We start from the raw sequence: 23,212 nt of genomic DNA on the forward strand, positions 1-23,212 counted from the left end.
TGACGGGTGCTATCTTCGGCGAAAATAAAAGGCTGGGCTATGCTTAGTGGCAGTAACTGACTGTTAAGGCATAGAAAAATGAAAGCATTTGATCTCCAGCGGATGGCGTTTGATAAAGTTCCCCCCGAGTTTTTAGGCGAAGTGGCTTTGCGGAGCCTGTATACCTTCGTTCTTGTCTTTCTGTTTCTTAAGATTACTGGCCGTCGCGGTGTGCGGCAGATGTCGCTTTTTGAAGTGTTAATCATCCTCACGCTGGGGTCAGCGGCGGGGGATGTCGCCTTTTATGACGATGTGCCGATGGTGCCGGTCTTTATCGTCTTTGTCTCGCTGGCGCTGCTGTACCGCCTTGTGATGTGGCTGATGTCGAAGAGCGAAAAGCTGGAAGATCTGCTGGAAGGGAAGCCTGTGGTGATTGTCGAAGACGGACAGTTGGCCTGGGAAAATGTGCAAAGTGCCAATATGACCGAGTTCGAATTTTTTATGGAATTGCGTCTGAACAGCGTCGAACAACTCGGACAGGTGCGTCTGGCCATTATGGAAACGAACGGTCAAATCAGCGTGTATTACTATCATGATGACGAGGTGAAGCCGGGGTTATGCATCCTGCCGGATATGCTCATTGAGCGATACAAAACCGTCCCCGATGCGGGCGAATATGCCTGTATAAAATGTAGTCATGTGGTGGTGATGAAGGCAGGCGATCATCAATTATGCCCTCGCTGTACGAATCCAGAATGGACGAAGGTTAGCCGGGCTAAACGGATCACCTGACAGCCATTTTGTCGGTTTTGTCCTGGCGAGGCGGCAGATTGTTTTGTGTGATGTGAGCCACATTTCACGGGTCATAAGTTTTAGACATTGCGGCGCGTGTCACTGAATGATAAAACCGATATCCACAGTTATAACTTATGGCTTTTAGCGTGGTGAGGGGAAATGGTTCAAGTCTTTAATTTCAGTTCAGGTCCGGCGATGTTACCGGCAGACGTGCTTAAACAGGCTCAACAGGAACTTTGTGACTGGAACGGTCTCGGTACGTCGGTGATGGAAATCAGCCACCGTGGTAAAGAGTTTATTCAGGTGGCGGAAGAGGCAGAAAAGGATTTTCGCGATCTGCTGAATATTCCCTCGAACTACAAAGTATTGTTCTGTCACGGCGGCGGACGCGGCCAGTTTGCTGGCGTACCGCTGAATATCCTTGGCGATAAAACGACGGCTGACTACGTTGATGCGGGCTACTGGGCGGCAAGCGCCGTTAAAGAAGCGCACAAATACTGCACGCCGAACGTTATCGACGCCAAAGTGACCGTTGACGGTCTGCGCGCCGTGAAGCCCATGAGCGAATGGCAGCTTTCTGATAACGCAGCCTATCTCCACTACTGCCCGAACGAAACTATCGACGGGATTGCCATCGACGAGACGCCAAACTTCGCCAGCGATGTTGTGGTTGCCGCCGACTTCTCCTCCACCATTCTTTCTGCCCCGATTGATGTCAGCCGCTACGGCGTTATCTATGCAGGCGCACAGAAAAATATCGGTCCTGCGGGCCTGACAATCGTCATTGTACGTGAAGATCTCCTGGGGAAAGCCCATAAGTCTTGCCCGTCAATTCTCGACTACACCGTGCTGAACGATAACGACTCCATGTTCAACACGCCACCGACGTTTGCCTGGTACCTCTCGGGCCTGGTCTTCAAATGGCTGAAGCAAAACGGCGGTGTGGCGCAGATGGACAAGGTCAATCAGCAGAAAGCTGAACTGCTGTACGGCGTGATCGACAAAAGCGATTTCTACCGTAACGATGTGGCGAAAGCTAACCGCTCCCGCATGAACGTGCCGTTCCAGCTGGCAGACAGCAACCTGGACAACGTGTTCCTGAAAGAGTCCTTCGCGGCAGGTCTGCACGCGCTGAAAGGCCACCGTGTGGTGGGGGGGATGCGCGCCTCTATTTATAACGCGATGCCGCTGGAAGGGGTTAAAGCTCTGACCGATTTCATGATCGACTTCGAACGTCGCCACGGTTAATCGCGCTGTTTCCACCCCCGTAGCCCTGCTGCGGGGTTTTTATTATGTTGAGTTGAGAGTTAAGTTTCATGGAATCCCTGACGTTACAACCTATCGCGCGGGTAGATGGCACCATCAATCTGCCTGGTTCAAAAAGTGTCTCGAACCGCGCTCTGCTGCTGGCAGCTCTGGCAAACGGCACCACCGTCCTTACAAACCTGCTGGACAGCGATGACGTACGCCACATGCTCAATGCGCTGAAAGCGTTGGGTGTTCATTACACTCTCTCTGACGATCGTACCCGCTGTGAAGTGACCGGCAACGGCGGCGCGCTGCGTTCGGGTGAAGAGCTCGAGCTGTTTCTGGGCAACGCGGGTACCGCGATGCGTCCATTGGCGGCGGCGCTGTGTCTGGGCACCAATAACATCGTGCTGACCGGCGAGCCGCGCATGAAAGAGCGTCCGATCGGCCATCTGGTCGATGCCCTGCGTCAGGGGGGCGCGCAGATTGAGTATCTTGAGCAGGAAAATTATCCGCCACTGCGTCTGCGCGGGGGCTTTAGCGGCGGTGACGTCGAGGTGGACGGTAGCGTTTCCAGCCAGTTCCTGACGGCCCTGCTGATGACCGCGCCGCTGGCACCGCAGGATACGGTTATCTCGATTAAAGGTGAGCTGGTCTCCAGACCGTACATTGATATCACGCTGCACCTGATGAAAACCTTCGGCGTCGAGGTGGAAAACCAGTCTTATCAGCGTTTTGTGGTGCGTGGGGCGCAGCAGTATCAGTCTCCGGGCAATTACCTGGTTGAAGGCGATGCATCATCGGCCTCTTACTTCCTGGCTGCGGGCGCGATCAAAGGCGGCACCGTGAAGGTGACCGGGATTGGCCGCAACAGCGTGCAGGGCGACATCCGTTTTGCCGACGTGCTGGAGAAAATGGGCGCCACTGTCACCTGGGGCGATGATTTCATCTCCTGTACCCGCGGCGAGCTGAATGCCATTGATATGGACATGAACCACATTCCGGATGCGGCGATGACCATCGCCACGGCTGCGCTGTTTGCCAAAGGCACCACCACGCTGCGCAACATCTACAACTGGCGCGTGAAAGAGACTGACCGTCTGTACGCGATGGCGACCGAGCTGCGTAAAGTGGGGGCTGAGGTGGAAGAGGGCGAAGACTACATTCGCGTCACCCCTCCGGCAAAACTGCAGTTCGCAGAAATTGGCACCTACAACGATCACCGTATGGCGATGTGCTTCTCGCTGGTGGCGCTGTCCGACACGCCTGTGACCATTCTTGACCCGAAATGTACGGCGAAAACCTTCCCGGACTACTTCGAGCAGCTGGCGCGCATCAGTACGCTGGCCTGATAGCGTTATGCCGCATCCTTCGATGCGGCATTTCCTTACGCTTCCTGACGAACACTTCCGCTCATTTCTTCTACACTCTGCTTCAATCATTCCGTAATTTGCACGCAAAGGTAACAGTTGCGCACGTTGGCGCGTATAATGCGCGGCGTTCATGTTAACGGTATGCCTTATTTAAGGAGAAAAAGATGACGGCAGTTGCCCCGGTAATCACCATTGATGGGCCGAGTGGCGCAGGGAAAGGTACCCTGTGCAAAGCGATGGCGGAAGCATTGCAATGGCATCTTTTAGATTCGGGCGCAATCTATCGCGTGCTGGCGCTGGCTGCGCTGCATCATCATGTCGATGTCGCCTCTGAAGAAGCGCTGGTACCGCTGGCTGCGCACCTGGATGTCCGTTTTGTGTCTACCGATGGCAACCTGGAAGTGATCCTTGAAGGGGAAGACGTGAGCGGTGAAATCCGTACGCAGGAAGTGGCGAATGCGGCCTCTCAGGTTGCGGCCTTCCCGCGTGTGCGCGAGGCGCTGTTACGTCGCCAGCGTGCGTTCCGCGAAGCCCCGGGGTTGATCGCCGACGGACGTGATATGGGCACCGTGGTATTCCCTGATGCGCCTGTAAAAATTTTCCTTGACGCCTCTTCAGAAGAACGTGCTCAACGCCGCATGCTTCAGTTGCAGGAGAAGGGGTTTAGTGTTAACTTTGATCGCCTTTTATCCGAGATAAAAGAGCGCGATGATCGCGATCGTAACCGCGCTGTCGCGCCACTTGTTCCTGCAGAAGATGCATTAGTTCTGGATTCAACCAGTTTAACTATTGAGCAAGTGATTGAAAAAGCGCTACAATATGCGCGCCAAAAACTGGCACTCGCGTAAACGCGACCGATTTAGCAGTACCCCCGCTGCAATGGATTGACGGCGGGTATGTGAAACAACCCCATCCGGCACGGAGCCAGGTGGACGTTAATATTAACCTGAAGATTAAACATGACTGAATCTTTTGCTCAACTGTTTGAAGAATCCTTAAAAGAAATCGAAACCCGTCCGGGTTCCATCGTTCGTGGTGTTGTTGTTGCTATCGACAAAGACGTAGTACTGGTTGACGCCGGTCTGAAATCTGAGTCCGCCATCCCGGCAGAGCAGTTCAAAAACGCCCAGGGCGAGCTGGAAATCCAGGTTGGTGACGAAGTTGACGTTGCGCTGGACGCAGTAGAAGACGGCTTCGGTGAAACCCTGCTTTCTCGTGAGAAAGCTAAACGTCACGAAGCATGGATCACCCTGGAAAAAGCTTACGAAGAAGCTGAAACTGTGGTCGGTGTTATCAACGGCAAAGTTAAAGGTGGCTTCACTGTTGAGCTGAATGGTATTCGTGCGTTCCTGCCAGGTTCTCTGGTAGACGTTCGTCCAGTCCGTGACACCCTGCACCTGGAAGGCAAAGAGCTTGAGTTCAAAGTCATCAAGCTGGACCAGAAGCGTAACAACGTTGTTGTATCCCGTCGTGCCGTTATCGAATCCGAAAACAGCGCAGAACGCGATCAGCTGCTGGAAAACCTGCAGGAAGGCATGGAAGTCAAAGGTATCGTTAAGAACCTCACTGACTACGGCGCATTCGTTGACCTGGGCGGCGTTGATGGCCTGCTGCACATCACCGACATGGCGTGGAAACGCGTTAAGCACCCAAGCGAAATCGTGAACGTGGGCGACGAAATCACTGTTAAAGTGCTGAAGTTCGACCGCGAGCGTACTCGTGTATCCCTCGGCCTGAAACAGCTGGGCGAAGATCCATGGGTAGCTATCGCTAAGCGTTACCCAGAAGGTACTAAACTGACTGGTCGCGTAACCAACCTGACTGACTACGGCTGCTTCGTTGAAATCGAAGAAGGCGTTGAAGGCCTGGTGCACGTTTCCGAAATGGACTGGACCAACAAAAACATCCACCCATCCAAAGTTGTTAACGTTGGTGATGTAGTGGAAGTGATGGTTCTGGATATCGACGAAGAACGTCGTCGTATCTCCCTGGGCCTGAAACAGTGCAAAAACAACCCATGGCAGCAGTTCGCGGAAACCCACAACAAGGGCGACCGTGTTGAAGGTAAAATCAAGTCTATCACTGACTTCGGTATCTTCATCGGCCTGGACGGCGGCATCGATGGCCTGGTTCACCTGTCTGACATCTCCTGGAACGTTGCAGGCGAAGAAGCAGTTCGTGAATACAAAAAAGGCGACGAAATCGCTGCAGTTGTTCTGCAGGTTGACGCAGAGCGTGAGCGTATCTCTCTGGGCGTTAAACAGCTCGCAGAAGATCCGTTCAACAACTGGGTTGCACTGAACAAGAAAGGCGCAATCGTAAACGGTAAAGTAACTGCAGTTGACGCTAAAGGCGCAACCGTAGAGCTGGCTGACGGCGTTGAAGGTTACCTGCGCGCTTCTGAAGCTTCCCGTGACCGCGTTGAAGATGCCACTCTGGTTCTGAACGTAGGCGACGACGTTGAAGCTAAGTTCACCGGTGTTGACCGTAAGAACCGTGCAATCAGCCTGTCTGTTCGTGCTAAAGACGAAGCTGATGAGAAAGATGCAATCGCAACTGTTAACAAACAGGAAGATGCAAACTTCTCTAACAACGCAATGGCTGAAGCTTTCAAAGCAGCTAAAGGCGAGTAATATCAGGTTCTCAGCATCATTTGAGCTGTAACGCATTTACAGCGCGAAGGATGAAGAGCAAACTTGACAGATTACAGGATCCGTCCTGTAATCAATAACAAAGGGCGGCTACGGCCGCCCTTGTTTAATGAGCTGTTCAGCTAATTGGTTTGAAAGGAACCGGAGGAATCATGACCAAGTCAGAATTGATTGAAAGACTTGCCAGTCAGCAACCGCATATCCCTGCCAAGGCAGTGGAAGATGCCGTAAAAGAGATGCTGGAGCATATGGCCTCCACTCTTGCCCAGGGCGAGCGCATTGAAATCCGCGGTTTCGGTAGTTTTTCTCTGCACTATCGTGCTCCACGCACCGGGCGTAACCCGAAAACGGGTGATAAAGTCGAGCTGGAAGGTAAGTACGTTCCACACTTTAAACCGGGTAAAGAACTGCGCGATCGCGCCAATATTTACGGCAACTGAGTTTAGCCAGCCGGTTAAACTGGGTTCGAAAGAAAGCACCTGCGGGTGCTTTTTTTGTTCCTGTCGTTTTCTTCTGGGAGGCATCCCGCATTTCCCGCTGCGTTTTCTGCAACCTGTTAAAAACCTTGCTGCGCTTGCTGTAAATCCTTTTCTTCACAACTGACGAGCCGCATCACCCACGAGCATACTGTCCCCCTGAAACAGGGAGGTAGCAATGGGAATTCCCGCTTTATGTATCTGCGCCATTCTGGCGATAGCCCCGTTACTCTGGTTACCTGAACTGCCATCACGCTATACCGTCTGGATAATGCTGGCGGGCGGGGTGGTTCTGGGCACATGTCAAAACGTGCGCCTGAAGTATGTGGGAATCGCGCTGTTATTTTGCGCGTGGGGCCTTCTGGCCGCGCAGGAGAGCGTCTGGCCGATGCAGCATTTAACCACGGGAGCCGTGCAGGCCGAGGTAGAGATCACCGCCACTGATGGCGCAACTCAGCATCAGGGAAAAATACGCACCGTAAACGGTGGGCGCTGGTGGGCGTCCACCGGCGTAACGCTGTATGGCAATTATTTGCCACAGAGAGCATGTGCTGGCCAGCGCTGGGCGATGATGCTCAGGCTAAAACCTGCACACGGTGAGCTGAACGACGGAGGCTATGATCCCCAACGCAGCACCATTGCCCGACATCAAACGCTGAGCGGGCGCTTCACCCATGCGGAACTTGTTGATGGACACTGCAGCCTGCGATCGCAATACCTGATGTCGCTGCAAAACCGACTTTCTGATTATCGCTGGGGAGCGGTTATCCTCGGGCTGGGGATGGGAGAGCGTCTGGATGTCCCCCGAGAAATAAAAGACCTGATGCGTGAAACCGGCACACTGCATCTGATGGCGATTTCGGGCCTGCATATCACGCTGGCGGCATCCCTCGTCTGGTTACTCGCGCGTGCGATCCAGTTTATATTCCCCAGCCACCGGGTCCACTGGCAAATGCCACTCCTGGCCGGCTTGTTCTTCGCCGCTTTCTACGCCTGGCTTACCGGTCTGCAACCTCCTGCACTACGAACGGTCATCGCACTTGCCGTGCTGGCGGCGCTGCGAATCGGTTCCCGCCAATGGTCGCCGTGGCAGGTATGGTGTTGCTGTGTCGCGGCGATCCTGATAAGCGATCCCTTAGCCATACTTTCTGAGAGTCTGCTCCTGTCCGCATTTGCCGTCGCGGCGCTGATTTTCTGGTTTCAGTGGCTGCCTCTTCCTCGCTGGCAGTGGGCCCGACGCATACGGCCACTACTTAATCTGATCTATCTGCAGGTCGGCATGCTGGTGTTGCTCATGCCGTTACAGGTGTTGATTTTCCACGGCTTCAGTATCTCCTCTCTGGTCGCCAATCTCTTTGCCGTTCCGATAGTGACGTTTGTCAGCGTACCGCTGATTTTACTTGGTATGTTGCTCCATCTGTTTCCGCTGGGGGGAATAGAAAGTGCCATCTGGTTTGCAGCCGATAAGTCCCTTGCCGGGCTGTTCTGGCTACTAATGCGCTTGCCAGACGGCTGGCAGAGTGTGGATCAGCGCTGGCAGTACATGACGCTACTGCCCTGGCTTATCATCATCGGCTGGCGTTTGCGAGCCTGGAAAACCGTTCCAGCCGTGTGTCTGGCTGGGTGTCTGTTGCTGGCATTTCCCCTCTGGCGAACGGCTAAAAGTGATGCCTGGACGCTACATATGCTGGATGTGGGGCAGGGGCTGGCCATGGTCATCGAACGGCAGGGAAAAGCGATTCTCTATGATACCGGGCTCGCCTGGCCTAGGGGAGATAGCGCACAGCGGTTAATTATCCCCTGGCTGCGCTGGCACCATCTGCGGCCAGATGGCGTGATTCTCAGCCATGAACATCTTGACCATGCAGGAGGTCTCGCATCGCTGCAAAAAGCATGGCCGGAGATGTGGGTAAGAAGTCCATTACGTCTGGCGGGGCATCGGCCCTGCTTTCGTGGGCAGAGCTGGAGATGGCAGGGATTAACCTTCACCGTCCACTGGCCCCTGGAAAATGACCCGGCTCGGGGAAACAACCGCTCCTGCGTGGTGAAAGTGGACGATGGTGAGCAGAGTATACTGCTGACGGGAGACATTGAAGCGCCAGCAGAACAGGCTATGCTTAGCCATTACTGGCAACATCTGACGTCGACGTTAATCCAGGTTCCCCATCATGGCAGCAATACCTCATCGTCATTGGCGCTGGTACAACGGGTGGAGGGAAACATTGCGCTGGATTCAGCAGCCCGCTATAACGCCTGGCGGTTTCCGTCGGCGAATGTGGTCCGACGTTATCGAAAAGAGGGGTATATCTGGCAAGATACCCCCCATTCCGGGCAAATATCGGTGACATTCTCGCAACATCGCTGGCAAATCCGGCGCTTGCGGGATCAATTTTTACCACGTTGGTATCATCAGTGGTTTGGCGCGCCCGTAGATAACGGGTAGAATATGCGGCTATTTCAACAAATGCTGGTTTTTTGAATGCATAACGACAAAGATCTCTCCACGTGGCAAACCTTCCGCCGACTCTGGCCGATGATTGCACCTTTTAAAGCAGGCTTGATCGTGGCGGGTGTAGCGTTAATCCTCAACGCAGCCAGCGATACTTTTATGTTATCGCTCCTTAAACCGTTACTGGACGACGGTTTTGGTAAAACGGATCGCTCAGTGTTGCTATGGATGCCGCTGGTGGTTATCGGGCTGATGATCTTACGTGGTATCACCAGCTATATCTCCAGCTACTGCATCTCCTGGGTATCCGGGAAAGTGGTTATGACCATGCGCCGTCGTCTGTTCAGCCACATGATGGGCATGCCGGTCTCATTCTTTGACAAGCAGTCTACGGGGACACTGCTGTCCCGTATTACCTACGATTCAGAGCAGGTTGCGTCCTCCTCCTCAAGCGCGTTGATTACCGTCGTGCGTGAAGGGGCGTCGATCATCGGCCTGTTTATCATGATGTTCTATTACAGCTGGCAGCTGTCGCTCATCCTGATCGTTTTGGCTCCGGTTGTCTCCATTGCCATCCGCGTTGTGTCCAAGCGTTTCCGCAATATCAGTAAAAATATGCAGAATACGATGGGGCAGGTAACAACCAGCGCCGAACAGATGCTGAAAGGACACAAAGAGGTGTTAATTTTCGGTGGCCAGGACGTCGAAACCAAACGCTTTGACAAAGTCAGCAACAAAATGCGTCTGCAGGGGATGAAAATGGTCTCGGCCTCTTCCATCTCTGACCCGATCATTCAGCTGATTGCCTCTCTGGCGCTGGCGTTTGTCCTTTATGCGGCAAGCTTCCCAAGCGTGATGGAGACGCTGACGGCGGGTACCATCACCGTGGTCTTCTCCTCGATGATCGCCCTGATGCGTCCCCTGAAATCTCTGACTAACGTGAATGCCCAGTTCCAGCGCGGGATGGCGGCTTGTCAGACATTGTTCAGCATTCTGGATTCCGAGCAGGAAAAAGACGAAGGTACACGCGAGATTGAGCGCGCCCGTGGCGATGTTGAATTCCACAACGTGACCTTCACCTATCCGGGCCGCGATACGCCCGCTCTGCGCAATATCAACCTGACGATTCCGGCGGGTAAAACGGTGGCGCTGGTAGGCCGTTCTGGCTCAGGTAAATCCACCATTGCCAGCCTCATCACCCGTTTCTACGACATCAACGAAGGTGAAATTCTCCTGGACGGTCACGACCTGCGGGAGTACACCCTGCAGTCGCTGCGTAACCAGGTTGCGCTGGTTTCTCAGAACGTGCATCTGTTTAACGATACGGTCGCCAACAACATCGCTTATGCGCGCACTGACGAGTACAGCCGCGAGCAGATCGAGAATGCCGCACGCATGGCCTATGCGATGGACTTTATCAACAAGATGGATAACGGTCTGGATACCATCATTGGTGAAAATGGCGTGCTCCTGTCCGGTGGTCAGCGTCAGCGTATTGCGATTGCGCGCGCGCTGCTGCGTGACAGCCCAATCCTGATTCTGGATGAAGCGACGTCCGCACTGGATACCGAATCTGAACGCGCTATTCAGTCGGCGCTGGACGAACTGCAAAAGAACCGTACCTCACTGGTGATTGCACACCGTCTGTCGACTATCGAGCAGGCGGATGAGATCGTGGTGGTTGAGGATGGCGTCATTGTTGAACGCGGAAGCCACGCAGCTTTGCTGGAACATCGCGGCGTATACGCCCAGCTTCATAAGATGCAGTTCGGCGAATGATTGCACGCATCTGGTCCGGTGAATCCCCGCTGTGGCTGCTGCTTTTGCCGCTCTCCTGGCTTTACGGCCTGGTGAGCGGCATCATTCGTCTGCTTTACCGTCTGGGGATCAAGCGGGCCTGGCGTGCGCCAGTGCCGGTTGTGGTTGTGGGCAATCTTACGGCGGGCGGCAACGGTAAAACACCGGTGGTGATCTGGCTCGTGGAACAGCTGCAAAAACGCGGTATCCGCCCGGGTGTGGTCTCGCGTGGGTATGGCGGTAAAGCGGCGCAGTACCCACTGCTGCTGGCAGAGAAAACCACCACTGCCGAAGCGGGTGATGAACCGGTATTGATTTTCCAGCGTACTGGCGCGCCGGTGGCAGTCTCCCCGGTTCGCAGCGACGCCGTGCAGGCGCTGCTTGCCGAACACTCGGTACAAATTATCATCACTGACGATGGCCTGCAGCATTACGCGCTGGCGCGTGATAAAGAGATTGTGATCATCGACGGGGTTCGCCGTTTCGGTAACGGATGGTGGCTGCCAGCCGGCCCTATGCGTGAACGCGCTTCACGTCTGAAGTCCGTTGATGCGGTGATTGTAAACGGTGGTGAGGCAAAAGCGGGTGAAATCCCTATGCACCTGTTGCCGGGACTGGCGGTAAACCTGGTGACAGGTGAACGCCGGGCGGTTGCTGAGCTGCCTTCGCTGGTGGCAATGGCAGGGATTGGTCATCCTCCGCGCTTCTTCGCAACGCTTGAGCAGTGTGGTGCCAGGCTTGAAAAACGCATTCCACTGGCTGACCATCAGGCGCTGGTGGCAGAGCAGGTTGATGCGCTCACGGCGTCGGGACAGACGCTCATTATGACCGAAAAAGATGCGGTGAAATGCCGTGCCTTTGCGAAAGAAAACTGGTGGTATCTGCCGGTTGACGCTGAACTCAGCGGCGAGCAGCCGGAACACTTGCTCAAGGAACTGATTGCGTTAGTGCAGTGAGGGCTTACGCGGTTCTGGTGGCGCTTTGACTGACAGGAAAACGCATGTCTTTACCGCAACTCTCGCTTACAGCTGCACGTCATTTACACCTCGCCGCGCAGGGGCTGCTCAAAAAGCCCCGTCGCCGCGCACAGCCTGCCGATATCCTCTCTGCCATCCAGCGCATGTCGCTGCTGCAAATCGACACCATTAATATTGTTGCCCGTAGCCCTTACCTGGTGCTGTTCAGCCGCCTGGGCCACTATCCCTCTCACTGGCTTGATGAGGCGCTCAGCAAAGGGGATCTCATGGAGTACTGGGCGCACGAAGCCTGTTTCCTGCCCCGTAGCGATTTTGCCCTGGTGCGTCACCGCATGCTTGCCCCTGAAAAGATGGGCTGGAAATACCGACAGGCGTGGATGCAGGAGCACGCGGCCGAAATAGAGCAACTGATCAGCCATATTCAGGAAAAGGGGCCAGTGCGTTCCGCTGATTTTGAACATCCGCGAAAAGGCACTAGCGGCTGGTGGGAGTGGAAACCGCACAAACGTCATCTTGAAGGGTTATTCACCTCCGGCCAGGTCATGGTGATTGAACGGCGAAATTTTCAGCGCGTCTATGACCTGACCCAGCGCGTGATGCCGCACTGGGACGACGAGCGTGACCTGCTTACCCAGGAGGCTGCCGAGGCCATCATGCTGGAAAACAGCGCCCGCAGTCTGGGCATTTTCCGGCCGCAATGGCTGGCAGATTATTACCGCCTGCGCCAGCCCGCGCTGAAGCCGCTGCTGGAGATGTGGCAACGCGAACAGCGCGTCATTCCCGTCACGGTAGAAACCCTGGGAGAGATGTGGCTGCATGCGGATGTCCTTCCTTTGCTGCCCAAGGCGCTGGGCGGAAATCTCCAGGCAACCCACAGCGCAGTGTTGTCGCCTTTCGACCCGGTGGTCTGGGACCGAAAACGCGCCGAACAGTTGTTCGATTTCAGCTACCGGCTGGAGTGTTATACCCCGGCACCAAAGCGTCAGTACGGCTATTTTGTTTTACCCCTGCTGCATAAGGGGCGGCTGGTCGGGCGCATGGATGCCAAAATGCACCGCAAAACCGGCACGCTTGAAGTCATTGCGCTCTATCTGGAAGAGGGGGTCAGGGTGACGGCGAGTCTGGAGAAGGGCTTAACGTCCGCCATTAGCGAGTTCGCCCTCTGGCAGGGGGCTCGCGACGTCACGCTGGGACGCGTTCCCGAAGGGTTATTTATATCCTGTCGAAGTGGCTGGGAAACAGACACGCCCTGAAAAAGGAATGTGTTAAGCTTTAGCGATTACCCATACGGAGGAACTATGGATCACCGTTTACTTGAAATTATTGCCTGCCCGGTGTGCAACGGCAAACTCTACTACAGCCAGGACAAACAGGAGCTGATTTGCAAGCTGGACAGTCTGGCTTTCCCGCTGCGTGACGGCATTCCGGTGTTGCTGGAAAACGAAGCCCGTTCCCTGGTGGCAGAAGAGAGCAAACCATGAGTTTTGTTGTCATTATTCCTGCTCGTTATGCCTCAACGCGTCTGCCGGGTAAACCGCTGGTGGATATCAACGGCAAGCCAATGATTGTGCACGTCCTTGAACGCGCCCGTGAATCCGGAGCCGATCGCGTGATTGTTGCCACCGATCATCCGGACGTCGCCCGTGCGGTTGAAGCCGCAGGTGGTGAAGTGTGCATGACCCGCGTCGATCACCAGTCCGGCACCGAGCGTCTCGCCGAAGTCGTTGAGAAATGTGGTTTCAGCGATGATACCGTCATTGTGAACGTGCAGGGCGACGAGCCGATGATCCCGGCCGTTATTATCCGTCAGGTGGCAGAAAACCTGGCGCAGCGTCAGGTGGGTATGGCGACGCTTGCGGTGCCTGTTCACCACGCTGAAGAGGCATTTAACCCGAATGCGGTGAAAGTGGTGATGGATGCCGAAGGCTATGCGCTCTATTTCTCCCGCGCCACCATTCCATGGGATCGCGACCGCTTTGCGCTCTCGAAAGAGACCATCGGGGATTCCTTCCTGCGCCATCTGGGGATTTACGGCTATCGTGCCGGTTTCATTCGCCGCTATGTCACCTGGGCACCCAGCCCGCTGGAGCATATCGAAATGCTGGAGCAGCTTCGTGTGCTCTGGTATGGCGAGAAAATTCACGTTGCTGTTGCCAAAGAAGTACCAGGAACGGGCGTTGATACGCCGGAAGATCTTGAGCGCGTTCGCGCCGAATTACGTTAATACCGCCTGCATCCCTCCTTTCGGAGGGATGTCCTCTCGCCACTATTTTCGCTTTTCTTTTCCCTGATTGATCTCTACCGGGTGACATCTTCATTCTGCGCGCTCATTATAAAAGCAGTAGCATTAATGGGGGTAATCTCATATGGAACAGCTGCGTGCCGAACTTAGCCATCTGCTGGGTGAGAAATTAAGCCGGGTCGAGTGTGTGAGTGAAAAGGCCGATACCGCGCTCTGGTCGTTGTATGACAGTCAGGGAAACCCAATGCCGCTGATGGCGCGAAGTTTCACGTCGCCGGGTGTTGCCAGGCAGCTCGCCTGGAAAATGTCGATGCTGGCGCGGGAGGGTACCGTCCGAATGCCGACCGTGTACGGCGTCATGACGCACGAGGAACACCCCGGCCCCGATATCCTGTTGATAGAGCGTTTACGCGGCGTGCCTGTTGAAGCACCCGCGCGCACGCCGGAACGCTGGGAGCAGCTGAAAGACCAGATTGTCGAGGCGCTGCTGGCCTGGCATCGCCAGGATAGCCGTGGGCTCGTGGGGCCGGTCGACAGCACCCAGGAGAACCTGTGGCCGCTGTGGTATCGCCAGCGGGTGGAAGTGCTGTGGGGAACGCTCAACCAGTTCAATAACACCGGTTTGACCATGCAGGACAAACGTATTCTGTTTCGCACTCGTGAATGCTTGCCAGCGCTGTTCGATGGTTTTAATGATAACTGCGTGCTGATCCACGGCAATTTTACCCTGCGGAGTATGCTGAAAGACTCCCGCAGCGATCAGCTGCTGGCGATGTTGGGGCCTGGAATAATGCTGTGGGCCCCACGTGAATATGAGTTGTTCAGGCTCAGCGACAGCGCGGCGGCAGAAGGGTTACTGTGGCACTACCTTCAGCGTGCGCCCGTTGCCGAAGCATTTCTCTGGCGGCGCTGGTTGTACCTGCTCTGGGATGAAGTCGCGCAACTGGTCAATACCGGGCGTTTCAATCGCGCAAACTTCGATCTCGCGGCTAAGTCACTCTTGCCCTGGCTCGCCTGAGGAACCTTTCAGCCACTGCCAGAGACGGCCGAGCGTCTCATAGCCGACGCGATCGCTATGCATCAGCCACATCGGGGAGGGGATCACGCGTTCCCATGGGTTAAGTGGCGCGTTGATGGCCATCTGGTTTGCCGGTGCGGGAAGCGGGTGCAGGCCCTGCTTTTCAAAGAAAATCATCGCCCGTGGCAGGTGTGAGGCGGAGGTGACCAGCAAGAATGGAACATCGCCAATCGCCTGCTTCACCGCAGCGGCTTCTTCTTCGGTATCTTTTGGACTGTCCAGGGTGATGATAGCGGAACGCGGTACGCCGAGGGATTCCGCAACTCTGGCACCCGCTTCAGCCGTACTCACCGGGTTCGTTTTTGCTGCGGCGCCGGTGAAGATCATTTTTGATCCCGGATTCGCCAGCCACAGGCGAATCCCTTCGTTTAGCCGTGGCAGGCTGTTGTTGATCAGATTCGAGCTGGGGGCCCAGTCAGGATCCCAGGTATACCCACCGCCCAGCACCACGATGTATTCCACTTTCTGATTTCCCTGCCATGTCGGGTACTTATCTTCAATGGGGCGTAACAGGCCATCCGCGACCGGTTGCAGGCTCAGCAGCAGTAAGACAAGCCAGCCGAACGTGATGAGCGTTTTGCCACTTTTCTGAAAGCGGCTGAACCATACCAGCGCCAGCCCCAGCGCGATGATGATGAGCAGCAGCGGAAGGGGAAGCATCATCCCTCCAATGTATTTCTTAAGGGTAAAAAACATCCTTTTTGGTTCCTTTTTTGACCATACAGCAGGTGATTACCGGTGATATTACACCAGAGAGGTTCATTCTCCGCGCGGGTGTGACAAAATAGCGGTTTTGCAGTTAGCGAGTGGAACTCTCCCAATGCGGGATCGCAATTTTGATGACATCGCGGAAAAGTTTTCGCGCAACATTTATGGCACCACAAAGGGGCAGCTCCGTCAGACGATCCTCTGGCAGGATCTGGACACCATTCTGGCCACTTTTGGCGACCAGACGTTGCGCGTGCTGGACGCCGGTGGCGGCGAAGGACAGACGGCGATAAAAATGGCCGAGCGCGGTCATCACGTCACGCTTTGCGATCTTTCGGCTGAAATGGTCGCCCGCGCGACGCGTGCTGCAGATGAGAAAGGTGTGAGCGACAACATGCATTTTATACAATGCGCCGCTCAGGACATCGCACAGCATTTGGAAACCCAGGTTGATCTGATATTGTTTCATGCGGTGCTGGAGTGGGTGGCCGATCCGCAAAGCGTGTTACAAACCCTGTGGTCGATGTTGCGCCCGGGCGGCACGCTGTCGCTGATGTTCTACAATGCTAACGGCTTCCTGATGCACAACATGGTTGCAGGTAACTTTGACTATGTGCAGGTCGGGATGCCTAAAAAGAAAAAGCGCACGCTTTCCCCGGACTATCCGCGCGATCCGCAGCAGGTTTACGGCTGGCTGGAAGAGATTGGCTGGCAGATTGTCGGGAAAACGGGCGTCAGGGTGTTTCATGATTATCTGCGTGAAAAACACAAACAGCGTGACTGTTTTGACACCTTAACAGAATTAGAAACGCGGTATTGCCGTCAGGAGCCATTTGTCAGCCTTGGCCGCTATATTCACGTCACCGCGCACAAGCCGCAGATGCAAGGATAACCTATGAGTGAATTTTCCCAGACAGTCCCCGAACTGGTTGCCTGGGCCAGGAAAAACGATTTCTCCATCTCGCTGCCGGTAGACAGACTCTCTTTCCTGCTGGCGGTTGCCACGCTAAACGGCGAACGACTGGATGGCGAAATGAGCGAGGGTGAACTGGTGGATGCGTTCCGCCATGTCAGTGATGCGTTTGAGCAAACCAGCGAAACCATTAGCGTGCGTGCCAACAACGCAATCAACGATATGGTACGTCAACGTCTGCTGAACCGCTTTACCAGCGAGCAGGCGGAAGGAAACGCCATCTATCGCCTGACGCCGTTGGGTATCGGCATCACCGATTACTACATTCGCCAGCGCGAATTTTCCACGCTGCGTCTTTCCATGCAGCTCTCGATCGTGGCGGGTGAGCTTAAGCGTGCCGCCGATGCTGCAGATGAAAACGGTGATGAATTCCACTGGCACCGCAACGTTTACGCGCCGCTGAAATATTCGGTGGCCGAGATTTTCGACAGCATCGATCTAACCCAGCGTTTGATGGACGAACAGCAGCAGCAGGTCAAAGACGACATTGCGCAACTGCTGAATAAAGACTGGCGTGCCGCCATCTCCAGCTGCGAACTTTTACTGTCAGAAACCTCCGGTACGCTGCGTGAACTGCAGGATACGCTGGAGGCGGCAGGGGATAAGCTGCAGGCCAACCTGCTGCGCATCCAGGACGCGACGCTGGCGCATGACGATCTGCATTTTATCGACCGTCTGGTGTTCGATCTGCAGAGCAAGCTCGACCGCATCATTAGCTGGGGACAGCAGTCGATCGACCTGTGGATCGGCTACGACCGACACGTGCATAAGTTTATCCGCACCGCGATTGATATGGATAAAAACCGCGTCTTTGCTCAGCGTCTGCGCCAGTCGGTTCAGACCTACTTCGATGCGCCATGGGCGCTGACTTACGCCAATGCCGATCGCCTGCTGGATATGCGCGACGAAGAGATGGCCCTGCGCGATGAAGAGGTGACCGGTGAACTGCCGCCGGATCTGGAGTTCGAAGAATTCAACGAAATTCGTGAACAACTTGCGGCGATGATCGAAGAACAGCTCGCTGTCTACAAAACCAGACAAGCTCCGCTGGATCTTGGACTCGTGGTGCGCGACTATCTGGCGCAATATCCGCGCGCGCGCCACTTCGACGTTGCCCGCATTGTGGTAGACCAGGCGGTGCGCCTGGGTATCGCGCAAGCAGATTTCACCGGACTGCCGCCGAAGTGGCAGCCAATTAACGATTACGGAGCCAAGGTACAGGCGCATGTCATTGACAAATATTGAACAAGTGATGCCGGTTAAGCTGGCACAGGCGCTGGCGAATCCGTTATTTCCGGCGCTGGACAGCCAGCTGCGTGCCGGTCGTCACATTGGCTTAGACGAGCTGGATAATCACGCCTTTTTGATGGACTTCCAGGAGTACCTGGAAGAGTTTTACGCCCGCTACAACGTGGAGCTGATTCGCGCGCCGGAAGGTTTTTTCTACCTGCGCCCGCGCTCCACGACGCTGATCCCGCGCTCCGTGCTCTCCGAGCTGGATATGATGGTCGGCAAAATTCTTTGCTATCTCTATCTCAGCCCGGAACGTCTGGCGAATGAAGGCATCTTCACCCAGCAGGAACTCTACGATGAGCTACTGACGCTGGCGGATGAGAGCAAGCTGCTCAAGCTGGTGAACAACCGTTCGACCGGATCGGATCTTGACCGTCAGAAATTACAGGAAAAGGTGCGCTCTTCCCTGAACCGTCTGCGTCGTCTGGGGATGGTCTGGTTTATGGGCCACGACAGCAGCAAATTCCGCATCACGGAATCAGTCTTCCGCTTCGGCGCCGATGTGCGTGCGGGGGATGACGCGCGTGAAGCGCAGCTTCGCATGATCCGTGACGGTGAAGCGATGCCGGTGGAAAACCATTTGCAGCTCAATGACGAGCATGAAGAGAATCTGCCGGATAGCGGGGAGGAAGAGTAATGATTGAACGCGGTAAATTTCGCTCACTAACGCTGATTAACTGGAACGGCTTCTTTGCCCGAACCTTCGATCTGGACGAGCTGGTCACGACGCTCTCCGGCGGTAACGGGGCGGGGAAATCCACCACCATGGCGGCGTTTGTGACGGCGCTGATCCCCGACCTGACGTTGCTTCACTTCCGTAACACCACTGAAGCAGGCGCGACAAGCGGCTCCCGCGATAAAGGTCTGCACGGTAAGCTGAAAGCGGGCGTCTGTTATTCCGTTCTGGACGTCATTAACTCTCGTCACCAGCGCGTGGTGGTGGGGGTTCGTTTGCAGCAGGTTGCCGGTCGCGACCGTAAAGTGGATATCAAACCGTTTGCTATCCAGGGGCTGCCAACCTCCGTGCAGCCGACCGCGCTGCTGACGGAAACCCTGAATGAACGCCAGGCGCGCGTGCTGACGTTACAGGAACTGAAAGACAAGCTCGAAGCCATTGAGGGCGTGCAGTTCAAGCAGTTCAACTCCATCACCGATTACCACTCCCTGATGTTCGATCTGGGCGTAGTGGCGCGTCGTCTGCGTACCGCTTCAGACCGTAGCAAATACTACCGTCTGATCGAAGCGTCCCTGTACGGCGGTATCTCCAGCGCCATTACCCGCTCCCTGCGCGACTACCTGTTGCCGGAAAACAGCGGCGTGCGTAAGGCGTTCCAGGATATGGAAGCGGCGCTGCGTGAAAACCGCATGACGCTGGAAGCGATTCGCGTGACCCAGTCAGACCGTGACCTGTTTAAACACCTGATCAGCGAAGCCACCAACTACGTGGCGGCGGACTACATGCGTCACGCCAATGAGCGCCGCGTCCATCTCGATCAGGCATTAGAATACCGCCGCGAACTGTTTACCTCCCGTAAACAGCTGGTGGCAGAGCAGTATAAGCACGTCGAAATGGCGCGCGAGCTGGGCGAGCACAACGGCGCTGAAGGTGACCTGGAAGCCGACTACCAGGCCGCCAGCGATCACCTGAACCTGGTGCAGACCGCGTTGCGCCAGCAGGAGAAAATCGAGCGCTATGAAGCGGATCTCGATGAGCTGCAAATTCGTCTCGAAGAGCAAAATGAAGTGGTGGCCGAAGCCGCCGAGATGCAGGAAGAGAACGAAGCCCGCGCCGAAGCCGCCGAGCTGGAAGTGGATGAGCTGAAAAGCCAGCTTGCTGATTACCAGCAGGCATTGGACGTGCAGCAGACGCGTGCGATTCAGTACACCCAGGCACTGCAGGCGTTACAGCGCGCGAAAGAGCTGTGCCATCTGCCTGACCTGACGCCGGAAAGCGCCGACGAGTGGCTGGATACCTTCCAGGCCAAAGAGCAGGAAGCCACCGAGAAACTGCTCTCTCTTGAACAGAAAATGAGCGTCGCGCAAACGGCGCACAGCCAGTTTGAACAAGCGTATCAGCTGGTGGTCGCCATTAATGGCCCGCTGGCGCGTAACGAAGCCTGGAACGTTGCCCGTGAACTGCTGCGCGACGGCGTCAACCAGCGCCATCTGGCCGAGCAGGTGCAGCCGCTGCGTATGCGCCTGAACGAACTGGAACAGCGCCTGCGTGAGCAGCAGGAAGCCGAGCGTTTGCTGGCTGAGTTCTGTAAGCGTCAGGGTAAACATTACGATTTCGACGAGCTTGAGGCGCTGCATCAGGAGCTGGAAGCGCGTATCGCTGCGCTTTCCGATACGGTCTCCAGCGCCAGTGAGCAGCGCATGACCCTGCGCCAGGAGCTGGAACAGCTTCAGTCCCGTTCTAAAAGGCTCCTGGAGCGCGCGCCGGTCTGGCTGGCGGCGCAAAGCAGCCTTAACCAGCTCAGCGAACAGTGCGGCGAACAGTTCGAATCCAGCCAGCAGGTGACCGAATACCTGCAACAGCTGCTGGAGCGTGAGCGCGAAGCCATTGTTGAGCGTGATGAAGTCGGCGCACGTAAGCGTGACGTCGATGAAGAAATTGAGCGCTTAAGCCAGCCGGGCGGGTCAGAAGATCCGCGCCTCAATGCCTTAGCCGAGCGTTTTGGTGGCGTACTGCTGTCTGAGATTTACGACGATGTCGGCCTGGACGATGCGCCATACTTCTCCGCATTGTACGGCCCATCCCGTAACGCGATTGTGGTGCCGGATCTGTCGCTGATTTCTGACCAGCTCGCCGGGCTGGAAGATTGCCCGGAAGATCTCTATCTGATCGAAGGGGATCCACAGTCGTTCGATGACAGCGTGTTTAGCGTTGACGAGCTGGAAAAAGCGGTGGTGGTGAAAATCGCTGACCGCCAGTGGCGTTACTCCCGCTTCCCGGAACTGCCGCTGTTTGGCCGTGCCGCACGTGAAAGCCGTATTGAGAGCCTCCATGCCGAGCGTGAAACGCTGTCGGAACGTTTTGCGACCCTGTCGTTTGATGTACAGAAAACCCAGCGTCTGCATCAGGCGTTCAGCCGTTTTATCGGTAGCCATCTGGGCGTGGCGTTTGAAGCCGACCCGGAAGCGGAAATCCGCAAACTCAATACCCGCCGCGGCGAGCTGGAACGCGCCATTGCCAGTCATGAAAGTGACAACCAGCAGAGTCGCGTCCAGTTTGAACAGGCGAAAGAGGGCGTCGCTGCCCTTAACCGCATCCTGCCGCGCCTCAACCTTCTGGCAGATGACACGCTGGCCGATCGCGTGGATGAGATCCAGGAACGTCTGGATGAAGCCCAGGAAGCCGCGCGTTTCGTGCAGCAGCACGGCAATCAGCTGGCGAAGCTGGAGCCCGTGGTGTCTGTCCTGCAGAGCGACCCTGAACAGTTCGAGCAGTTAAAAGAAGATTATGCCTGGTCGCAGCAGGTGCAGCGCGAAGCGCGTCAGCAGGCGTTTGCCCTGACGGAAGTCGTGCAGCGTCGCGCACACTTCGGCTATTCCGATTCGGCTGAAATGCTGAGCGGTAACAGCGACCTGAATGAAAAGCTGCGTCAACGTCTTGAGCAGGCAGAAGCGGAACGTACCCGAGCACGCGAAGCGATGCGCAGCCACTCCGCTCAGCTTAATCAGTACAACCAGGTGCTGGCCTCGCTGAAAAGCTCCTTCGACACCAAGAAAGAGCTGTTAAACGACCTGCAGAAAGAGTTGCAGGACATTGGCGTGCGTGCCGACAGCGGGGCGGAAGAGCGCGCCCGTCTTCGTCGTGATGAACTGCATAGCCAGCTCAGCAACAACCGTGCGCGTCGTAATCAGCTGGAAAAAGCGCTGACCTTCTGCGAAGCCGAAATGGATAACCTGACCCGTCGCCTGCGCAAGCTGGAACGCGACTATCACGAGATGCGCGAGCAGGTGGTGACGGCGAAAGCGGGCTGGTGTGCGGTCATGCGGATGGTGAAAGACAACAACGTGGAACGTCGCCTGCACCGTCGCGAACTGGCGTACCTCTCAGCCGATGAGCTGCGTTCAATGTCGGATAAGGCGTTGGGTGCGCTGCGCCTGGCGGTGGCGGATAATGAGCACCTGCGCGATGTGCTGCGCATGTCAGAAGATCCGAAACGTCCGGAGCGTAAAATTCAGTTCTTCGTGGCGGTTTATCAGCATCTGCGCGAGCGTATTCGTCAGGATATCATCCGTACCGACGATCCGGTCGAAGCCATCGAACAGATGGAAATTGAGCTGGGGCGTCTGACGGAAGAGCTGACTTCCCGCGAGCAGAAGCTGGCTATCAGCTCCCGCAGCGTGGCGAATATTATTCGCAAAACCATTCAGCGTGAGCAGAACCGTATCCGCCAGCTGAACCAGGGTCTGCAGAGCGTGTCGTTTGGTCAGGTGAACAGCGTGCGTCTCAACGTCAACGTGCGTGAAGCCCACGCGACGCTGCTGGACGTGCTCTCTGAGCAGCACGAGCAGCATCAGGATCTGTTCAACAGCAACCGTCTGACCTTCTCTGAAGCGCTGGCGAAGCTGTACCAGCGTCTGAACCCGCAGATTGATATGGGTCAGCGCACGCCGCAAACCATCGGTGAAGAACTGCTGGATTACCGTAACTACCTGGAAATGGAAGTTGAGGTTAACCGTGGTTCAGACGGCTGGCTGCGTGCGGAATCCGGGGCGCTCTCTACCGGTGAAGCGATCGGTACCGGGATGTCCATTCTGGTGATGGTTGTACAGAGCTGGGAAGATGAAGCACGCCGTCTGCGCGGTAAAGACATCTCTCCATGCCGCCTGCTGTTCCTGGATGAAGCGGCGCGTCTTGATGCCCGCTCTATTGCCACGCTGTTTGAGCTTTGCGAGCGTCTTGATATGCAGCTCATCATTGCGGCACCGGAAAACATCAGCCCTGAAAAAGGGACCACCTATAAACTGGTGCGTAAAGTGTTCCAGAACAGCGAACACGTTCATGTTGTCGGGTTGCGTGGTTTTGCGCCGCAGCCTCCGGAGTCATTGCCGGAAACCACGGCAGACGCTTCCTGAGGCGTTTTGTTACAAAGAGCGGCGCAAAAGCGCCGCTTTTTTTATTCACTTAACTTGTGCTTAGGGCTGCGTTATCTTTAAACTT

General features: G+C 55.7%; 18 protein-coding genes. 17 read left to right on the plus strand and 1 reads right to left on the minus strand.

The genetic code is table 11. The features are described from left to right. Window positions 1-78: 78 nt before the first annotated feature. From ACMGGM_RS20775 to ACMGGM_RS20835, 13 genes are all read left to right on the plus strand, one after another. Window positions 79-771 (plus strand): DUF421 domain-containing protein, encoded by a 693-nt coding sequence (locus ACMGGM_RS20775; RefSeq protein WP_014883216.1) that lies wholly within the window; start codon window positions 79-81, stop codon window positions 769-771. Between the two features lie 162 nt (window positions 772-933). Continuing rightward, window positions 934-2,022 carry a 3-phosphoserine/phosphohydroxythreonine transaminase gene (gene serC / locus ACMGGM_RS20780; RefSeq protein WP_045134663.1) on the plus strand — a complete coding sequence of 363 codons (1,089 nt, stop codon included), beginning with the start codon at window positions 934-936 and terminating at the stop codon, window positions 2,020-2,022. A gap of 68 nt (window positions 2,023-2,090) precedes the next feature. Then, window positions 2,091-3,374, plus strand: a complete 1,284-nt coding sequence (gene aroA, locus ACMGGM_RS20785; RefSeq protein ID WP_014883218.1) for a 3-phosphoshikimate 1-carboxyvinyltransferase — start codon at window positions 2,091-2,093, stop codon at window positions 3,372-3,374. Window positions 3,375-3,559: 185 nt separating this feature from the next. Next, entirely contained in the window at window positions 3,560-4,243 is a 684-nt protein-coding gene (gene cmk / locus ACMGGM_RS20790; RefSeq protein ID WP_013097305.1) for a (d)CMP kinase, read from the plus strand. 111 nt (window positions 4,244-4,354) lie between these two features. Continuing rightward, a complete protein-coding gene (rpsA, locus tag ACMGGM_RS20795; RefSeq protein ID WP_008499966.1) occupies window positions 4,355-6,028 on the plus strand; it encodes a 30S ribosomal protein S1 in 1,674 nt (557 codons plus the stop codon). A 170-nt stretch (window positions 6,029-6,198) separates the two neighbouring features. Then, on the plus strand, window positions 6,199-6,486 hold the full coding sequence (gene ihfB, locus ACMGGM_RS20800; RefSeq protein WP_008499965.1) for an integration host factor subunit beta: 288 nt from the start codon (window positions 6,199-6,201) through the stop codon (window positions 6,484-6,486). A 214-nt stretch (window positions 6,487-6,700) separates the two neighbouring features. Continuing rightward, the gene (locus ACMGGM_RS20805) at window positions 6,701-8,965 is read left to right on the plus strand and encodes a ComEC family protein (RefSeq protein WP_059372648.1); all 2,265 of its coding nucleotides are present in this window, start codon (window positions 6,701-6,703) and stop codon (window positions 8,963-8,965) included. 36 nt (window positions 8,966-9,001) lie between these two features. Further along, window positions 9,002-10,750, plus strand: a complete 1,749-nt coding sequence (gene msbA, locus ACMGGM_RS20810; protein ID WP_014883220.1) for a lipid A ABC transporter ATP-binding protein/permease MsbA — start codon at window positions 9,002-9,004, stop codon at window positions 10,748-10,750. Beyond that, window positions 10,747-11,724 carry a tetraacyldisaccharide 4'-kinase gene (gene lpxK, locus ACMGGM_RS20815; RefSeq protein ID WP_063943466.1) on the plus strand — a complete coding sequence of 326 codons (978 nt, stop codon included), beginning with the start codon at window positions 10,747-10,749 and terminating at the stop codon, window positions 11,722-11,724. Before msbA ends, lpxK begins: the two co-directional genes overlap by 4 nt. A 44-nt stretch (window positions 11,725-11,768) precedes the next feature. After that, window positions 11,769-12,998, plus strand: a complete 1,230-nt coding sequence (locus ACMGGM_RS20820) for a winged helix-turn-helix domain-containing protein (RefSeq protein WP_059372646.1) — start codon at window positions 11,769-11,771, stop codon at window positions 12,996-12,998. Between the two features lie 45 nt (window positions 12,999-13,043). Continuing rightward, the gene (gene ycaR / locus ACMGGM_RS20825) at window positions 13,044-13,226 is read left to right on the plus strand and encodes a protein YcaR (RefSeq protein WP_006174474.1); all 183 of its coding nucleotides are present in this window, start codon (window positions 13,044-13,046) and stop codon (window positions 13,224-13,226) included. After that, window positions 13,223-13,969 (plus strand): 3-deoxy-manno-octulosonate cytidylyltransferase, encoded by a 747-nt coding sequence (kdsB, locus tag ACMGGM_RS20830; RefSeq protein ID WP_014883223.1) that lies wholly within the window; start codon window positions 13,223-13,225, stop codon window positions 13,967-13,969. The genes ycaR and kdsB overlap by 4 nt, the downstream gene beginning before the upstream one ends. 142 nt (window positions 13,970-14,111) lie before the next feature. Further along, window positions 14,112-15,005, plus strand: coding sequence for a YcbJ family phosphotransferase (locus ACMGGM_RS20835; RefSeq protein ID WP_045134659.1), 894 nt, complete (start codon window positions 14,112-14,114; stop codon window positions 15,003-15,005). Here the strand turns inward: ACMGGM_RS20835 and elyC are convergent. Beyond that, window positions 14,982-15,761 carry an envelope biogenesis factor ElyC gene (gene elyC / locus ACMGGM_RS20840; RefSeq protein WP_045134658.1) on the minus strand — a complete coding sequence of 260 codons (780 nt, stop codon included), beginning with the start codon at window positions 15,759-15,761 and terminating at the stop codon, window positions 14,982-14,984. The genes ACMGGM_RS20835 and elyC overlap by 24 nt on opposite strands. Window positions 15,762-15,885: 124 nt before the next feature. On the opposite strand from elyC, the gene cmoM reads away from it, so the two are divergent. The 4 genes from cmoM to mukB are packed head-to-tail and all read left to right on the plus strand — an operon-like array spanning window position 15,886 to window position 23,127. Continuing rightward, on the plus strand, window positions 15,886-16,665 hold the full coding sequence (cmoM, locus tag ACMGGM_RS20845) for a tRNA uridine 5-oxyacetic acid(34) methyltransferase CmoM (RefSeq protein ID WP_014883226.1): 780 nt from the start codon (window positions 15,886-15,888) through the stop codon (window positions 16,663-16,665). Between the two features lie 3 nt (window positions 16,666-16,668). Next, window positions 16,669-17,991 carry a chromosome partition protein MukF gene (mukF, locus tag ACMGGM_RS20850; protein ID WP_014883227.1) on the plus strand — a complete coding sequence of 441 codons (1,323 nt, stop codon included), beginning with the start codon at window positions 16,669-16,671 and terminating at the stop codon, window positions 17,989-17,991. Then, window positions 17,972-18,676, plus strand: a complete 705-nt coding sequence (mukE, locus tag ACMGGM_RS20855) for a chromosome partition protein MukE (protein WP_008499954.1) — start codon at window positions 17,972-17,974, stop codon at window positions 18,674-18,676. The genes mukF and mukE overlap by 20 nt, the downstream gene beginning before the upstream one ends. After that, window positions 18,676-23,127 carry a chromosome partition protein MukB gene (gene mukB, locus ACMGGM_RS20860; protein WP_023332552.1) on the plus strand — a complete coding sequence of 1,484 codons (4,452 nt, stop codon included), beginning with the start codon at window positions 18,676-18,678 and terminating at the stop codon, window positions 23,125-23,127. Before mukE ends, mukB begins: the two co-directional genes overlap by 1 nt. Window positions 23,128-23,212: the final 85 nt, after the last annotated feature.

Source organism: Enterobacter sp. BNK-14, assembly GCF_047456095.1.
GTDB classification, from domain to species: domain Bacteria; phylum Pseudomonadota; class Gammaproteobacteria; order Enterobacterales; family Enterobacteriaceae; genus Enterobacter; species Enterobacter kobei.

What these genes read in the sequence shown, in the direction of transcription:
- elyC (WP_045134658.1), bottom strand. Translation starts at nt 15,761, where the DNA reads ATGTTTTTTACCCTTAAGAAATACATTGGAGGGATGATGCTTCCCCTT.
- ACMGGM_RS20775 (WP_014883216.1), top strand. Translation starts at nt 79, where the DNA reads ATGAAAGCATTTGATCTCCAGCGGATGGCGTTTGATAAAGTTCCCCCC.
- ACMGGM_RS20820 (WP_059372646.1), top strand. Translation starts at nt 11,769, where the DNA reads ATGTCTTTACCGCAACTCTCGCTTACAGCTGCACGTCATTTACACCTC.
- kdsB (WP_014883223.1), top strand. Translation starts at nt 13,223, where the DNA reads ATGAGTTTTGTTGTCATTATTCCTGCTCGTTATGCCTCAACGCGTCTG.
- ihfB (WP_008499965.1), top strand. Translation starts at nt 6,199, where the DNA reads ATGACCAAGTCAGAATTGATTGAAAGACTTGCCAGTCAGCAACCGCAT.
- ycaR (WP_006174474.1), top strand. Translation starts at nt 13,044, where the DNA reads ATGGATCACCGTTTACTTGAAATTATTGCCTGCCCGGTGTGCAACGGC.
- rpsA (WP_008499966.1), top strand. Translation starts at nt 4,355, where the DNA reads ATGACTGAATCTTTTGCTCAACTGTTTGAAGAATCCTTAAAAGAAATC.
- serC (WP_045134663.1), top strand. Translation starts at nt 934, where the DNA reads ATGGTTCAAGTCTTTAATTTCAGTTCAGGTCCGGCGATGTTACCGGCA.
- mukE (WP_008499954.1), top strand. Translation starts at nt 17,972, where the DNA reads ATGTCATTGACAAATATTGAACAAGTGATGCCGGTTAAGCTGGCACAG.
- cmk (WP_013097305.1), top strand. Translation starts at nt 3,560, where the DNA reads ATGACGGCAGTTGCCCCGGTAATCACCATTGATGGGCCGAGTGGCGCA.
- lpxK (WP_063943466.1), top strand. Translation starts at nt 10,747, where the DNA reads ATGATTGCACGCATCTGGTCCGGTGAATCCCCGCTGTGGCTGCTGCTT.
- ACMGGM_RS20805 (WP_059372648.1), top strand. Translation starts at nt 6,701, where the DNA reads ATGGGAATTCCCGCTTTATGTATCTGCGCCATTCTGGCGATAGCCCCG.
- ACMGGM_RS20835 (WP_045134659.1), top strand. Translation starts at nt 14,112, where the DNA reads ATGGAACAGCTGCGTGCCGAACTTAGCCATCTGCTGGGTGAGAAATTA.
- mukF (WP_014883227.1), top strand. Translation starts at nt 16,669, where the DNA reads ATGAGTGAATTTTCCCAGACAGTCCCCGAACTGGTTGCCTGGGCCAGG.
- mukB (WP_023332552.1), top strand. Translation starts at nt 18,676, where the DNA reads ATGATTGAACGCGGTAAATTTCGCTCACTAACGCTGATTAACTGGAAC.
- cmoM (WP_014883226.1), top strand. Translation starts at nt 15,886, where the DNA reads ATGCGGGATCGCAATTTTGATGACATCGCGGAAAAGTTTTCGCGCAAC.
- msbA (WP_014883220.1), top strand. Translation starts at nt 9,002, where the DNA reads ATGCATAACGACAAAGATCTCTCCACGTGGCAAACCTTCCGCCGACTC.
- aroA (WP_014883218.1), top strand. Translation starts at nt 2,091, where the DNA reads ATGGAATCCCTGACGTTACAACCTATCGCGCGGGTAGATGGCACCATC.